General features: G+C 65.2%; 16 protein-coding genes and 1 tRNA gene. 6 read left to right on the forward strand and 11 right to left on the reverse strand.

All coding sequences use genetic code 11. The features are described 5' to 3' along the window. Positions 1 to 72: 72 nt before the first annotated feature. From DYZ14_RS01020 to DYZ14_RS01035, 4 genes are all read right to left on the reverse strand, one after another. The gene (locus DYZ14_RS01020; RefSeq protein ID WP_154718943.1) at positions 73 to 1,098 is read right to left on the reverse strand and encodes a histone deacetylase family protein; all 1,026 of its coding nucleotides are present in this window, start codon (positions 1,096 to 1,098) and stop codon (positions 73 to 75) included. Positions 1,099 to 1,218: 120 nt separating this feature from the next. Then, positions 1,219 to 1,605 carry a hypothetical protein gene (locus DYZ14_RS01025; RefSeq protein WP_445292184.1) on the reverse strand — a complete coding sequence of 129 codons (387 nt, stop codon included), beginning with the start codon at positions 1,603 to 1,605 and terminating at the stop codon, positions 1,219 to 1,221. A 148-nt stretch (positions 1,606 to 1,753) separates the two neighbouring features. Continuing rightward, positions 1,754 to 2,278, reverse strand: a complete 525-nt coding sequence (locus DYZ14_RS01030; protein WP_154718944.1) for a GNAT family N-acetyltransferase — start codon at positions 2,276 to 2,278, stop codon at positions 1,754 to 1,756. A 22-nt stretch (positions 2,279 to 2,300) separates the two neighbouring features. Then, positions 2,301 to 2,879 carry a helix-turn-helix domain-containing protein gene (locus DYZ14_RS01035; protein WP_154718945.1) on the reverse strand — a complete coding sequence of 193 codons (579 nt, stop codon included), beginning with the start codon at positions 2,877 to 2,879 and terminating at the stop codon, positions 2,301 to 2,303. Positions 2,880 to 3,149: 270 nt separating this feature from the next. Between DYZ14_RS01035 and DYZ14_RS01040 the strand changes: the two genes are divergently transcribed. The 4 genes from DYZ14_RS01040 to DYZ14_RS01055 all read left to right on the forward strand — a co-directional run bounded on the left by DYZ14_RS01040 (position 3,150) and on the right by DYZ14_RS01055 (position 7,056). Next, on the forward strand, positions 3,150 to 4,412 hold the full coding sequence (locus tag DYZ14_RS01040; protein WP_154718946.1) for an MFS transporter: 1,263 nt from the start codon (positions 3,150 to 3,152) through the stop codon (positions 4,410 to 4,412). Between the two features lie 107 nt (positions 4,413 to 4,519). Next, a complete protein-coding gene (gene lepA, locus DYZ14_RS01045; RefSeq protein WP_154718947.1) occupies positions 4,520 to 6,343 on the forward strand; it encodes a translation elongation factor 4 in 1,824 nt (607 codons plus the stop codon). A 183-nt stretch (positions 6,344 to 6,526) separates the two neighbouring features. Continuing rightward, positions 6,527 to 6,757, forward strand: coding sequence for a type II toxin-antitoxin system CcdA family antitoxin (locus tag DYZ14_RS01050; RefSeq protein ID WP_154718948.1), 231 nt, complete (start codon positions 6,527 to 6,529; stop codon positions 6,755 to 6,757). Next, positions 6,757 to 7,056 (forward strand): CcdB family protein, encoded by a 300-nt coding sequence (locus DYZ14_RS01055; RefSeq protein WP_154718949.1) that lies wholly within the window; start codon positions 6,757 to 6,759, stop codon positions 7,054 to 7,056. Before DYZ14_RS01050 ends, DYZ14_RS01055 begins: the two co-directional genes overlap by 1 nt. A 4-nt stretch (positions 7,057 to 7,060) precedes the next feature. Here DYZ14_RS01055 and DYZ14_RS01060 read toward each other — a convergent pair whose 3' ends face one another. Continuing rightward, entirely contained in the window at positions 7,061 to 7,552 is a 492-nt protein-coding gene (locus DYZ14_RS01060; protein WP_154718950.1) for an acyl-CoA thioesterase, read from the reverse strand. Positions 7,553 to 8,176: 624 nt separating this feature from the next. Beyond that, on the reverse strand, positions 8,177 to 8,623 hold the full coding sequence (locus tag DYZ14_RS01065; protein WP_154718951.1) for a DoxX family protein: 447 nt from the start codon (positions 8,621 to 8,623) through the stop codon (positions 8,177 to 8,179). A gap of 122 nt (positions 8,624 to 8,745) precedes the next feature. Between DYZ14_RS01065 and DYZ14_RS01070 the strand changes: the two genes are divergently transcribed. After that, a complete protein-coding gene (locus tag DYZ14_RS01070) occupies positions 8,746 to 9,051 on the forward strand; it encodes a SelT/SelW/SelH family protein (protein ID WP_154718952.1) in 306 nt (101 codons plus the stop codon). Positions 9,052 to 9,111: 60 nt separating this feature from the next. On the opposite strand, the gene DYZ14_RS01075 is transcribed toward DYZ14_RS01070, so the two are convergent. Further along, complete coding sequence (locus DYZ14_RS01075) at positions 9,112 to 9,588, reverse strand: BA14K family protein (RefSeq protein WP_154718953.1); 477 nt, start codon at positions 9,586 to 9,588, stop codon at positions 9,112 to 9,114. A 331-nt stretch (positions 9,589 to 9,919) separates the two neighbouring features. Here DYZ14_RS01075 and DYZ14_RS01080 point away from each other — a divergent pair. Then, a tRNA-Leu gene (locus tag DYZ14_RS01080) sits at positions 9,920 to 10,006 on the forward strand. A 115-nt stretch (positions 10,007 to 10,121) separates the two neighbouring features. Here the strand turns inward: DYZ14_RS01080 and DYZ14_RS01085 are convergent. The 4 genes from DYZ14_RS01085 to DYZ14_RS01100 form a co-directional block, all read right to left on the reverse strand. Beyond that, complete coding sequence (locus DYZ14_RS01085) at positions 10,122 to 10,571, reverse strand: hypothetical protein (RefSeq protein ID WP_154718954.1); 450 nt, start codon at positions 10,569 to 10,571, stop codon at positions 10,122 to 10,124. A gap of 235 nt (positions 10,572 to 10,806) precedes the next feature. Next, complete coding sequence (locus DYZ14_RS01090) at positions 10,807 to 11,661, reverse strand: C40 family peptidase (RefSeq protein ID WP_154718955.1); 855 nt, start codon at positions 11,659 to 11,661, stop codon at positions 10,807 to 10,809. A 112-nt stretch (positions 11,662 to 11,773) separates the two neighbouring features. After that, positions 11,774 to 12,124 carry a MarR family winged helix-turn-helix transcriptional regulator gene (locus tag DYZ14_RS01095; RefSeq protein WP_154718956.1) on the reverse strand — a complete coding sequence of 117 codons (351 nt, stop codon included), beginning with the start codon at positions 12,122 to 12,124 and terminating at the stop codon, positions 11,774 to 11,776. A 102-nt stretch (positions 12,125 to 12,226) separates the two neighbouring features. Further along, the gene (locus tag DYZ14_RS01100) at positions 12,227 to 13,618 is read right to left on the reverse strand and encodes a leucyl aminopeptidase family protein (protein ID WP_154718957.1); all 1,392 of its coding nucleotides are present in this window, start codon (positions 13,616 to 13,618) and stop codon (positions 12,227 to 12,229) included. Between the last annotated feature and the right edge of the window lie 52 nt (positions 13,619 to 13,670).

Below are 13,670 nucleotides of genomic sequence, written 5' to 3' on the forward strand. Positions count from 1 at the left end.
GTCAACTGCGGGCACAGAGAGCGGCCGGCAAGCCAGCCATCTGCGCCAATCGTCTGCCTATGGCCGTACCCCTCAGGCCTCCAGACCTTTCAGCACATTGGCGACGTTCAAGCCGATCTCGGGCACGCCATAGCCGCCCTCCATGACGGTCAGGATCGGCAGGCCGGTCGCGGCGATCATCTCGCCCATGCGGATATAATCGGGGCTCTTCAGCTTGAAGAAGCTGATCGGGTCCTGCTCGAAGGTATCGACGCCGAGCGAGACGACGATCGCCTCGGCGCCATAGGCCTCGATGCGCTTCAGCGCATCGGCGAGCGCCGCCGCCCAGACCTCCCAGGGCGTGCCCGCCGGCATCGGATAATTGGCGTTCAGCCCTTCGCCGTCGCCCTCGCCGGTTTCGTCGGCATAGCCGAGGAAATAGGGGAAGGCATCGACCGGATCGCCGTGCAGCGAGGCGAAGAAGATGTCGCCGCGATTGTAGGTGATGTCCTGCGTGCCGTTGCCATGGTGGAAGTCGACATCGAGGATCGCGACCTTCTTCGCTCCGTGATCGAGCAGGCGCTGGGCGGCCACCACGGCATTGTTGATGAAGCAATAACCGCCGTAGAGGTCGATGCCGGCGTGATGGCCGGGCGGACGGCAGAGCGAAAAGGCGAAGCGGTTGCCGGCATTCAGCCAGTCGGCGCCCGAAAGCGCCACGTCCATCGACGCGATCGCCGCCTCGTAGGTGCCCTTGGAGATCGCCGTCTCGACCGAATTGGCATAGTAGCCGACGGCGCCGTCGATGTTGTCGGGCACGCGATTGCGGCTGCGGCGATAGGCAAAGGCCGTCGGGATCGCCTCGCCGGGGAACCCTTGAGCGCTCCAGCGGTCCCAGCAGGTGCGCAGGAATTCGAGATAGTCGGCGCCGTGCACCTTGAGCGCGGTCTCGAGCCCGTGTTCCTCGGGCGCAACGACGTCGGCAAAGCCCGCTTGCCTGACCGCCGCGAGAATCCATTCGGCGCGGAACGGCCCCTCGAAGGGCTTCACCAGGATGCCGCCATGCAGCTCGGTCTTGGCGTCGCGCAGCTTGTGCTTTTCGGAATAGATGACCCGCATGATCGTTGACGTTCCCCTTGTAATCTTGAGAGGAACGTAACGTCATCCGCGCCGGCTCGGCAAGACGGACACAAGGTCATTTCCGGTCGGATGACCAAATTTCATCCGACCGGAACAGGCTTACGGGACGAGGTTGATTTCCTCGGTCTCGCCGCCGGTGCAGGTGTAGCAGCAGTCGGAGCAGTTCTCGGCATTTTCCGGCCCAGTGCCCCAGTAAGTACCCTGATCGCCGGAAACCCAGGCGCCGTAGCAGATCTGCTCGCCTTCGTTGCAGGACAGCGGGATCTCCTTCGTCTCGCCGTCATCGAGATAATAGACTTCGTTGCCGCCCGGCCAGACGTGATTTCGGTCCTGGCTGTAGAGTTCGACCTCGACGGCATTCGGATGGCTGTTGCGCATCATGAAAGTGACGTCGGCGGCAGCGGCCGGCAGGACCGATGCCGCGACAGTACCGGCGAGAAGGAAGAGGGCTGCGGCGCGGCGCATCCCGTAAGAAAGCGATGACATGATTTACCCCCGATGCTTGACGGCCCGAAACGTCAGGCCTTCCCATTGCTAGCACGACGGGCGGCAATCAAGGGAGGGGGTGAGGGCCCGAGGCGCGGACGTTTTTTGGGCTTAGTTGCCTGCCGTCCCGCCGATCTGCCCCCCCGATCTAACCGTTGATCTGCTTGTAAAAGATCGTCGTGTCGCAGTAGCGCCCATCCGGGAACAGCGCATAGTTCGGGATCACCCCGGTCCGGCTCCAGCCGAGCCGCTCGTAGATCTTCTCCGCCGGCTCCCCCGTCGCGGTGTCGAGCACCAGCAGCGTGCGACCGGCCCTGGCCGCCGCCGATTCCGCCGCCTCCATCAGAAGCCGCGACAGCCCGAGCCCACGGGCCCGGCGATGCACCAAAAGCTTCATCAGATCGCCGCGATGCGGCTGGTTGGGCTTGCTGGCGAACCCGACCTGGACCGTGCCGACCACCCGTCCGTCATCGTCCTCTGCCACGACCAGCAGAACCTCTCCCCGCCCGACGGCAGCCGCCACCCCCTGCCAGAAGGGAAGCGCGTCCTTGGGCCGATAGGGCGACATGAAGCCGAGCGAGGCGCCGCCCTCGACGCAATCGGCAAGCACCTCGCAGAGGTCGGGAAGGGCGGCCAAGGCTTGTTCTTCGTTCAGCAGGCGGATGGCGGTCATAAGGCGCTCCAGAGGCAGTTGTTCAGCGGTGGCCGAGATCGATGATCACGGCATAGCGGGCGGGCTTGTCCGTCGGGTTCCTGAACCCGTGAACGTCGCCGACATTCATGAAGAGGCAGTCGCCGGCAGCAAGCCGGTGCACCGCCTCGCCGACGGAAAGCTCCATCTCGCCCTCGAACAGCCAGACATGCTGCGACTGGCTGCGGCTCGCCTGCTGGCCGGGAAAGCGCACCTCGGCGCCGGCGGGAAACTCGACCTCGACAACATCGACGCGGCTGCCCGTTCCGCCCGGCGAAACGACCCGACGCAGGTAGCCGCTTTCCGGATCGCGCCAGACCGGCTGGTCGGCCCGCCGGGCGAGCGGTGAAACCTCTGCCCCGCTGGTGGCGAAGAAGACCGAAAGCGACACGCCGAGCGCCGAGCAGAGCCGCGCCAGAAGCGCCGCCGTCGGGCTCGCCTCGCCGCGCTCGACCCGCGAAATCATCGCCCGGCTGACGCCGGACAATTCCGCCAGCTGGTCAAGGGTCAGGCTGCGCTCGGCACGAAGCGCATTGAGGCGGGCGCCGATATGGCGCGCCAGATCGGCGTCAACATTTTCCATTATCATAGAATTACGTAGTCATATGCTGGAGTCAAGGCCCGCGCCGTCCTTTGCGCCCTCAGGCCCGGGGCTTCTTCAGCCGAAGCCTCGCAATCCCGCGGCACCCTGACCGCGGCCGTCCGGCAAACTACAGCCGGCGTCGCGGCGACGCTATCGCGCCCCTTTCCCTTCGGCTAGAAAGACTGGGACGGCCGCCTCCCGGGCGGCCGTTTCCGCGTTCCACCGCCTTGCCGGATGTCATCCGGTGCCGCCATTCTCCAGGGTTTTTCGATGATCCCCCAGCAAGCCCGGGCGAATTCGCCCCTCTCCGTCGCCAGCATCGTCGCCTCGATGACGGCAGTGGCGCTCGGCAACGGGGTGATGTCGGCCTATGTGCCCTTCGTCCTGACCCGCAGCGACAGCCCGTCCTGGGCCGCGGGCGCGGCGATCACCGCGGTCGCCTTCGGCGGGCTCGTCGGCTGCGTCGTCGCCGGGCCCCTGATCCGCCGGGTCGGCCATGCGCGGCTGTTCGCCGCCTCCATGGCGCTCGTCATCCTCGGGGCGCTGTTGATCGCGATCGGCGTCAACCCGATCCTGTGGATCATCGGTCGCCTGCTCTACGGAATGGCCGGCAATACCAATTTCATCATCGCCCAGAGCTGGCTCAACCATGCCGCCTCGAACGAATGGCGCGGCAAGGCCATGTCCTTCTTCTACATGGCCTATGTCGTGGGGCTCGGCGTCGGCGCCTTCGCCTTCGGCCGGCTGCCGGCCGAAGGCAATCTGGCGCCGCTCGTCACCATATTCTTCACCGCGCTCGCCATCCTGCCGATCAGCCTGACGCGCCTGCCGACCCCGCCGGCGCCGGCCACTGTCAGCGTCGACATCAAGATGGCCTGGCGCAATTCCCCCGTCGGCTTCATCGGCGTTCTCGCCGCCGGCGGTCTGTCGATGATGGTGCAGGGTTTCACGCCGATCTACGCCGCCGGCCACCAGGTGTCGCAGGCCGAGGTCGCCCTTCTGATGTTCGTCATGCAGCTCGGCATGCTGTTCATCCAGTATCCGCTCGGCGCGCTGTCGGATCGCATGGATCGCCGCCTGGTCCTTCTGTTTACCTGCGGGCTGATCGCCGTCATGGCCGTCGTCGCGCTGTTTGTCTCCTTTGCCCAGCTGCTGCTGCTGATGATCGTCTTCGCCATCTGGGCCGGCGCGGTCGAGACCGTCTATGCGATCGCCAATGCCCATGCCAACGACCGCACCAAGCCCGAGGATTTCGTGCCGCTGGCCTCGACCATGCTGGTCGCCTGGTCGGCCTCGGCGACGCTGGTGCCGCTGTTCGTCACGCTGGTGACGCCGGTCTTTGGACCCAAGACCTTCATCTATGCCGCCATGGCGGTCGCGGCAGCCTATGGCGCCTTCATTCTGATGCGGCTCAAGGGCCGCGAAGCCGTTCCGCCGGATGAGCGCGAGGCCTTTGAAATGCTGAGCGCCCAGGTGCCGAACGCCACCGTCATCACCGAGCCGGACGACGGCCGCAGCGACCGAGCCCGCTGACAGACCCAGCGGACGGCGCGACAAGCCGACAAAACCCGAAGTCAGGGTGAACAAAACCCTGCTTTTCCGCTTTGCGGGCTCAAGCGCCGCTGCTATATGCGCAAGCCATGAGCACAGAAACCCGCACGCCCCTCGACCATATCCGCAACTTCTCGATCGTGGCCCATATCGACCACGGCAAGTCGACGCTGGCCGACCGTCTGATCCAGACGACCGGCGGCCTTGCCGAGCGCGAGATGTCGGAACAGGTACTCGACTCGATGGACATCGAGCGCGAACGCGGCATCACCATCAAGGCCCAGACGGTGCGCCTGCACTACAAGGCCAATAATGGCGAGACCTATGTGCTGAACCTGATCGACACGCCCGGCCATGTCGACTTCGCCTATGAAGTGTCGCGCTCGCTATCGGCCTGCGAAGGTTCGCTGCTGGTCGTCGACGCCTCCCAGGGGGTCGAAGCCCAGACGCTCGCCAACGTCTATCAGGCGATCGACAACAATCACGAGATCGTCACCGTCCTCAACAAGATCGACCTCCCGGCAGCCGAACCGGACCGCATCAAGGAGCAGATCGAGGAAGTGATCGGCATCGACGCCTCGGAAGCCGTGCTGATTTCCGCCAAGACGGGCCTGGGCATTCCCGACGTGCTGGAAGCCATCGTCCACCAGCTGCCGCCGCCGAAGAGCGAGCTCGGCGAAAAAGGCCCGCTGAAGGCGCTGCTGGTCGACAGCTGGTACGACACCTATCTCGGCGTCATGGTCCTGGTGCGCGTCATCGACGGCGTGCTGACCAAGGGCCAGACCATCCGCATGATGGGCACGGACGCCAAGTATCAGGTCGAACGCGTCGGCGTGCTGACGCCGAAGATGGTCGCCGTCGACTCACTCGGGCCCGGCGAGATCGGCTTTTTCACCGGCTCGATCAAGGAAGTGGCCGACACCCGCGTCGGCGATACCATCACCGAGGACAAGCGCCCGACCGCCAAGGCCCTGCCGGGCTTCAAGCCGGCGCAGCCGGTGGTGTTCTGCGGCCTGTTCCCTGTCGATGCGGCCGATTTCGAGGACCTGCGCGCCGCCATGGGCAAGCTGCGTCTCAACGACGCCTCCTTCTCCTACGAGATGGAGAGTTCGGCAGCCCTCGGCTTCGGCTTCCGTTGCGGCTTCCTCGGCCTGCTTCATCTGGAAATCATCCAGGAGCGCCTCGAGCGCGAGTTCAACCTCGACCTGATCGCCACGGCCCCGTCCGTCGTCTACCAGCTGACCATGACCGACGGCACCGAGCGCGAACTGCACAATCCGGCCGACATGCCGGATGTGGTCAAGATCGCCGAAATCCGCGAGCCGTGGATCAAGGCGACGATCCTCACCCCCGACGACTATCTCGGCGGCATCCTCAAACTCTGCCAGGACCGTCGCGGCATCCAGACCGAACTCACCTATGTCGGCAAGCGCGCCATGCTCACCTATGAGCTGCCGCTCAACGAAGTGGTGTTCGATTTCTACGACCGCCTGAAGTCGATCTCCAAGGGCTATGCCTCTTTCGACTACCACCTGAACGGTTATCAGGAGGGCAATCTCGTCAAGATGTCGATCATGGTCAATGGCGAGCCGGTCGATGCGCTGTCCATGCTGGTCCACCGCTCGGCCGCCGAAAAGCGCGGCCGCGACATGTGCGAAAAGCTGAAAGACCTGATCCCGCGCCACATGTTCAAGATCCCGATCCAGGCGGCGATCGGCGGCAACGTCATTGCCCGCGAGACGATCTCCGCCATGCGCAAGGACGTCACCGCCAAGTGCTACGGCGGCGACGCCAGCCGCAAGCGCAAGCTGCTCGACAAGCAGAAAGCCGGCAAGAAGCGCATGCGCCAGTTCGGCAAGGTGGATATTCCGCAGGAAGCGTTCATTGCCGCGTTGAAGATGAGCGACGAGTGATCCTCCCCTTCTCCCCTCGGGGAGAAGGTGGCGCGCAGCGCCGGATGAGGGGGCCTAGCTGCCCGTCCATTGAGATCATCACGCGGCCTCAACATCATAGAAATGGCAAGGCCGGCGCAGCACCGGCCTTTTGCGTCGCCCCCGCGACTGCGCTATAGTTCCGCCGTTCCGATGGAGAGTGCGATGAGTTCGAACATCCGCAAGGCAACCGATGTCCCGCTTGACGACACGCTGGTCACGGAAGCCCGCGCGCTTGGCCTCGACGTGTCTGGTGCCGCGGAGAAAGGGCTAGCCGGCGCCGTCAAGGCGGAGAAGGAACGGCTCTGGCGGATCGAGAACGCCGAGGCGATCCGGGCGGAGCGCGAATATGTCGAGAAGCACGGATTGCCCTTCGCCAAGTATCGGCAGTTCTGATGAGCCGGTTCCGCATCTTTCGTCTGAGGACCGGAAGCATGCTCGCCGTCGACCTTCAGTCCGACCTTTTGGATCAACTTCCGTCGCGAATCATGGCACCCTTGATCCCCGTGTCCGACATGCCTTGGACGATGACGCGCCTTACGCCCCGCTTTGTGATTGACGGCCAGCCCTATGTGATGGCGACTCATCGCATGGCCTCCGTCCCGACCTCCGAGATCGGCCCGATGGTTACAGACCTCTCGCACCGATCCGACGAGATCACCGCCGCGACAGACTTCCTGTTCCAGGGCTTCTGACCCCTCACTCCACCCCCGCCTTGGCCTTCTCGAAGCGCGCCTCGAATTCGCGCCTGAGCGCCCGGCGTTCTTCCGCCGCGCGCTTGCGCCTGGCCTTCATCTCCGTGTCGATCACCAGTTCCGGCACGGTGGTCGGCTTGCCGGTCTCGTCGACGGCGACCATGGTGAAATAGCAGGAATTGGTGTGGCGGCGCTCGCCGCTGCGGATGTCCTCGGCCTCGACGCGGATGCCGATTTCCATCGAGGTGCGGCCGGCATAGTTGACCGAGGCAAGGAAGGTGACGAGTTCGCCGACATGGATCGGCTGGCGAAACACCACCTGGTCGACCGACAGCGTCACGGCATAGTGCTGGGAAAAGCGCGAGGCGCAGGAATAGGCGACCCGGTCGAGCAGGTTCAACAGGGCGCCGCCATGCACCTTGCCGGAAAAATTCGCCATGTCCGGCGTCATCAGCACGACCATGTCGAGCTGGCTTGGGTCGTGGGCGCGGTTCATGCGATGTCCTTTCTCGGCGTGGCGGCTGGCGGCCCCAGTCTAGGCAGCGCGCCGGGCGGTGAATAGGGGGGGCAAACCGGCGCGCGCCTGAGCCGAGCGGCGCCGCATTCCCGCCAAAAGGCCCAAAATGCGGGGAAGCCCAAACGCGTTTCCTCAACGAATTCAGGGCGCGTGTCGGTTTTTCGCCCCCGTCTTCGCGAGCAGCGCCACACTGGGTCCGTTCCGCCATCGGATACATCGGGTGATGCGAGCCCGGCGAGGCGGGACCGGTGCCGTGGGCGGGAGCGATCGCTGGCTTCAGGTCCTCGGGGTTTTGGTAAGTGGCTCCCCTCGCTGAAAGAGCGGCGTGCCTGTGCGGCACACAAGCGGGGTCCGGCATCCCTCGAGGATGGCGCTGCCCCGTGCAGAGGAGACGACCTCCGAAGCCAAAAATCACCGAACGGGGCGCCGCAGGGTGCCATATTTAATTTAACTTACGAGGCAGCTTGCAGCGCCCCGTCCGAACTGATGCGGCCAAGGGCCGAGATGACGCAGATGTGCCGCAACACGGGGGCGAAAAACCGCCCGCGTGAGCGCGAAACCGCGTCCGCCGGGCGGAAGCGCCGCCCTGGCGGGTAACACCTCTCAGAACGTCTTCTTCAGCCGGGCGTCGAGCGAATGGCGGTTGCCGCCGCGGGTGGCGAAGAACAGGAAGATGGCCGTCCACAGGATCGATTTTTCCGCTCCGCCGAGACCCTCGGCCTTGACGATGCCGTGGAAATAGACGGTGACCAGGAGGACGATCGCCGCGGCGAAGGCGGCCGGGCGGGTGAAGAGCCCGATCGCCACCAGGATGCCGCCGAAGAATTCGGTGGCGGCCAGAAGCGGCGACCAGAAGACGCCGGGATAGAAACCGAGGCTCTCGACCATGCCGGCGGCGGCGAACGGGTTGACGATCTTGCCATAGCCGTGGGTGACGAGCAGCAGGCCGGCCACCACCCTCAGAAACGTCTCGACGGTCTCGTGGCCGCCGGCATAGAGCGGGGCGACCTGCGGCACGATCAGGCGGTTGCGGTCGACGGGGTGGGACATGCTATAGCTCCTTGTCTCGATTTCCCCGCACTCATGGCCGCAACTGCGCGTTCCGACAAGTGCGGCGCAATCAAAACATGATTAAACGAGTTGACTTTATCGTGAAGACGCAAGGCTGTCCCATGGACCGGAAACCACGGATCACCATTCTCTACTGCACCCAGTGCAACTGGCTGCTGCGCGCCGGCTGGATGGCGCAGGAACTGCTGCAGACCTTCGGCGACGCGCTTGGCGAAGTGGCGCTCATTCCCGGCACCGGCGGCAGCTTCGAGATCCGCATCGACGGGGCGCTGATCTGGGAGCGCAAGCGCGACGGCGGCTTTCCGGGGCCGAAGGACCTCAAGCAGAGGGTGCGCGATGTGATCGAGCCGGAGCGCGACCTTGGACATGTCGATCGGCCGAAGGGCGAAGGGCAGGCCGGGGACTGAGACGGAGACGGGCGGAGATCGCTCCCCGCCCGGTGCCTGCAGATCGACAGTCGGTTACGCTCAATAATAGGGAGAGCGGCAGACCTTGAAGTAACCGCTGGTCGACAGGAAGCGGTTGGTCTGCGGATTGTACGAACGGTAGCGATTGAGGCACCATTCGACATGCCGGCTCCAGTTGCGCCCGCCATAGACCGGCGGGGGCGGCGGAGGCGGCCGGCGGTAGATCGGCGGCGGTGGCGGTGGCGGGCGACGATAGCCGTCATCCCAGCCGTATGGCGGGGGCGGCGGACGACGATAGATCGGCGGTGGCGGCGGTGGCGGACGGCGATAACCGTCATCCCAGGCCGGCGGCGGCCGGCGGCGGCGGGTGTCGTAGCAGCCGTAGCGGTCGCAGACGACCTCGACCTCGACCACATCCGAAGCCCCCGAAGCCGGCCGGGCGGACGGCGAAAGGCCGGATGCCGCCTGGGCCGGGACGGCGAAAAGGCCGGCCAGGCCGAGCAGCGAACCGAGCAGCATATGGGCCAGTTTGTTCATGGCGCTCCTCCAGTAAACGGGGCATTCGGCCTTGGCGGTGGACCATCCTCCGTCTTCGCCCGATGTCCGGCGATCCCGCCTCCCCCGCTGAAACGGCTGGCGAGCCGGCCTGCGGACAAGGCGAAACATACAAGCTTTCCCGAGCGATGATGGCTTTTCCAAGACCCCGCGTAAAGCGTCCGCGACCGCTTCGCATGCCCGAATGCCAAAAAAATTTCCGCCGTGAAAATCCGCATCCCAAGGCTTTCCGGGCGATGCTTGGGCAATTGACACGAAAACTTCAAAAAGCCAGTTGACAGCCGGAGTCCCTCCCCTTACATGGCTCCTCGTCGCCCAGATGGCGGAATTGGTAGACGCGCCAGCTTCAGGTGCTGGTACTCGAAAGGGTGTGGAGGTTCGAGTCCTCTTCTGGGCACCAAATTCCCGTTTCAGACCGTGTCTAACGGTCCGAAAACAAAACAAAAAAGCCCGGTTCGCCGGGCTTTTTTGTTGCCGAGAATTCAACGGTGGACCGGGGGCTCGAGACGGTCCGGTCAGCGGTCGATGATGCGGGGATTGACGCCGGGATACCAGCCGCCGGAGGGATTGGGCGGCTCGGTGCTCTCGTAGACCACGCCGTCGCGGGTGCAGCGATAGACGCGAACCGGCACGCCGTCGCCGAAGAAGCGTACGCCGTGGCGCTGCCGCACCTGTCGGAGTTCCGTCTCGCATCGATAGCCCTTGCCGAACAGATCGCCGGACTGCGGCTTCACGCCGGGCAAGTCGTGAAACGCCTGCGGCGCGGCGGCGGGCGGTTGCGAAGGGCCGGCGGCCCTGGCGACAGGGACTGCGACTGGGATCGCGACCGGGACGGCGGCGAGGCAGAGGATGGACAGGGCCGGCAAGGCCCGGCGCATCGGCTGCGACCGGGGCTCTGTCGGTGCCTGTGTCTTGAGCCGGCGGATCGCCTGGCTTGCCCGCCGCATCATCGAGAATATGGTCATAGCACCCTGCCTCATCCGCTGCATTCCCGTCGCCATATAGGGATCACGGTCGCCTCGCCCAAGACCGGTTGCCCAATGCCCGTCGCCTCAAGCTTATCGCCCTCAGAGCCGTGGCAAGCCCTGCCGCCCCAGAGCCGTCGCCCGGCACCCCTTCTGCCCCAGGGGAAACCGCCTTCGCTGCGGCGACCTCCCTGTTGGCGGGCCTGTGGCGCGGGCCTGCCTGCCCAGGCCTTGCTCAGGCGATCGGCCGGCGATAGCCGGTCGGCATTTCGTAAAGCCAGCCGATGCGCTTCACCGCCGCCTCGAAATCCTCGAGGGCCACGGTCATGGTATGACCATTGGCATGCAGCAGCGTCTTCTCGTCGGTCATGATGCCGGCATGGCCCTTCCAGAAGACCAGATCGCCACGCCGCAGATCCTCGCGGGCGATGACCGCGCCAAGGCCCGAAGCCTGCATGTCGGAATCGCGCGGCGCGGTCCGCCCCGTGATCTGCAGCGCCAGCTGAACCAGGCCCGAACAGTCGATGCCGAAACCGGAGCGGCCGCCCCAGAGATAGGGCGTCTCGAGGAAGCGCGCGGCGATTGCCACATAGTCGTCGGTGACGTAAGTGCCCAGCGGCAGGCAGTGGCCGGCGACCACGGCGCGGCCGTCGGCCAGCAGGAAATAGCGGGTGCCACGCGTCTCGGCTTCGCCGACGACCGCGATGCGGCTGCCCATAGAGAGTGCTGTCGAGATGGGAAAGCGCAGGTCCGGTCCGGGATAGACGAAGGTGCGCGGCACGATTACATGATGGGTCGGCTGCTCGGCTGCGTCGGACAGCGCACCCTCCGGCAGGTAGCCGACATAGCCGTCGGTCTTCGCCTGGACCCAGGCCCAGCCGTCGGCGCGATCGAAGACGGCGACGTCTTCGCCGAACAGCAGCTCGGTGTCGATGCCGCTTGCGGCATCCGGCCTCGGCCGAAGGCCGGCGACCGGAACGGCGAGGCGGGCGGGCTCGCCGGAGGCGAAACGCGCGGCGGTCACCTGCCCTCGCAGCGCCGTGTCGGCCAGGTCGTCGCGATACGCATGCAGTCTGCGGTCCAGTGCCATGTCACTCTCTCAAAAGCTGTTTCGTCAAAGCGCGCAGCGATCCTGGCGCCGGAACGGATAGAAGCAAAAAGCCAGGGCAAGGGTGCATTTCAAGAAGAAATGCGGACCTGCTCTAGTATCCCAGTCTACGGCCCCGATCGATGATCAGATCGCCCAGTTTCTCGAGGAAAAGCGCGCCGCCGACGGTGCGCTTGACGATGACGCTGCGCCGGTCGCGTTCGTCGCGCACCCGGTCGACGAGCCCCATCTCGCCCATGGTGTCGAGCGCGCGGGTGATCACCGGCTTGGTGACGCCGAGCGTCGCGGCTAGGCCGCGCACGGTGTGCGGCGGTGGCACCAGATAGATCTGCAAGAGGATTGCCATCTGCCTGAGCGTCAGGTCGCGCTTGTCCTCCTGCACCTGTTGCAGGCTTACCTGGTGCCACAGGCCCAAGGCCTGGCTGGCGGTCAGTTCAACACTCATCAACCGATCCGGAACGTCGTTGTCGCCTCTTCTTTTCCGGCAATCGGCGCGGCATTGCAAGCGCGCCGACACTTGAGGCCGGCGCGCCGCTCAAACCCGGCCTCAGCGCAGATTGGTGCGCAGATAGCGGTAGAGCGCGCGAATGCCCTGGGCCTCGCCGCCGACCGGCGAATGCGGGCGCTCGGAAGGCGCCCAGCCGAAGATGTCGAAATGCACCCACTTGGTCTGCTTGTCGACGAAGCGCTTGAGGAACAGGGCGGCCGTGATCGAGCCGGCCATGCCGCCGGCGGGCGCGTTTGTGAGATCGGCGATCTGCGCCCGGATGTTTTTCTCGTAGCCCTTGTAGAGCGGCATGCGCCACAGCGGGTCGTCGGTCTCGAGGCTGGCATCGATCAGGTGCTCGGCAAGATCCTCGTCGTCGGTGTAGAAGGGCGGCAGGTCGGGGCCGAGCGCCACACGGGCGGCACCGGTCAGCGTCGCCATGTCGATCAGCAGGTCCGGCTTGTCCTCGTCGGCATAGGCCAGCGCGTCGGCGAGGATCAGGCGCCCCTCGGCATCGGTATTGTCGATCTGGACGGTGAGGCCCTTGCGGCTGCGATAGATGTCGCCGGGACGAAACGCATTGCCGGCTATGGAATTTTCCACCGCCGGCACGATGACGCGCAGGTCGATCTTCAGCTTGGCGTCCATGATCATCAGGGCGAGACCCATGACATTGGCCGCGCCGCCCATGTCCTTCTTCATCAGCAGCATGTTGGCCGAGCCCTTGATATCGAGGCCGCCGGTGTCGAAGCACACGCCCTTGCCGACCAGCGTCACCTTGGGATGACCCTTCTTGCCCCAGCGCATCTCGAGCAGGCGCGGCGCCTGGGCGCTCGCCCTGCCGACGGTATGGACGAGCGGGAAATTGCGCTCCAGAAGGCCATCGCCGACCACGACCGAGACCTCGGCCTTGTAGTGATCGGCCAGCGCCCGGAAGGCCTTTTCCAGATCGGCCGGGCCCATGTCATTGGTCGGCGTGTTGATCAGGTCACGGGCGAGATAGACGCCGGCGAGTTGGCGCTTGATGTCGGCGGCATCGGCGTCCTGCGGAATCATCAGCGTCGGCTCGACCGGCTTTTCCGAACGGTAGCGGCCGAAACGATAGGCGCCAAGGCCATAGCCGAGGAGCAGACGATTAGCGGTCAGCGGCGCGGTCTCAATATGCCATTCGCCGGCGGGAAGGCTGCGGGCGAGCTTGCCGGAGAGAAAAGGATTGTCCGACGGATTGCTGCCGAGGCCGAAGAGAGCTCCACCGAGATGGCCGTCTGCGGTCGGGATCAACAGCAGGGAGCCCGCATCGGCCTTGAAACCGGCCTTGCGCGCCCAGTCGAGCGCGATCGGATCGATCGTCCCGGTCTCGATATGGGCGGGAGTGACAGCGAAGACGGGAAGCGTATGGCCGCCCTTGGTGCTGAAGGGGGTCGGTCTTTCGATATACTGGTACGGGGCCATGGCCTGCCTTCTTGGGAGAATCAATGCGGATCGGGGCTATTAACACTCCGTT

The sequence above is a fragment of the Ciceribacter sp. T2.26MG-112.2 genome, assembly GCF_900492205.1.
GTDB lineage: Bacteria > Pseudomonadota > Alphaproteobacteria > Rhizobiales > Rhizobiaceae > Allorhizobium > Allorhizobium naphthalenivorans_A.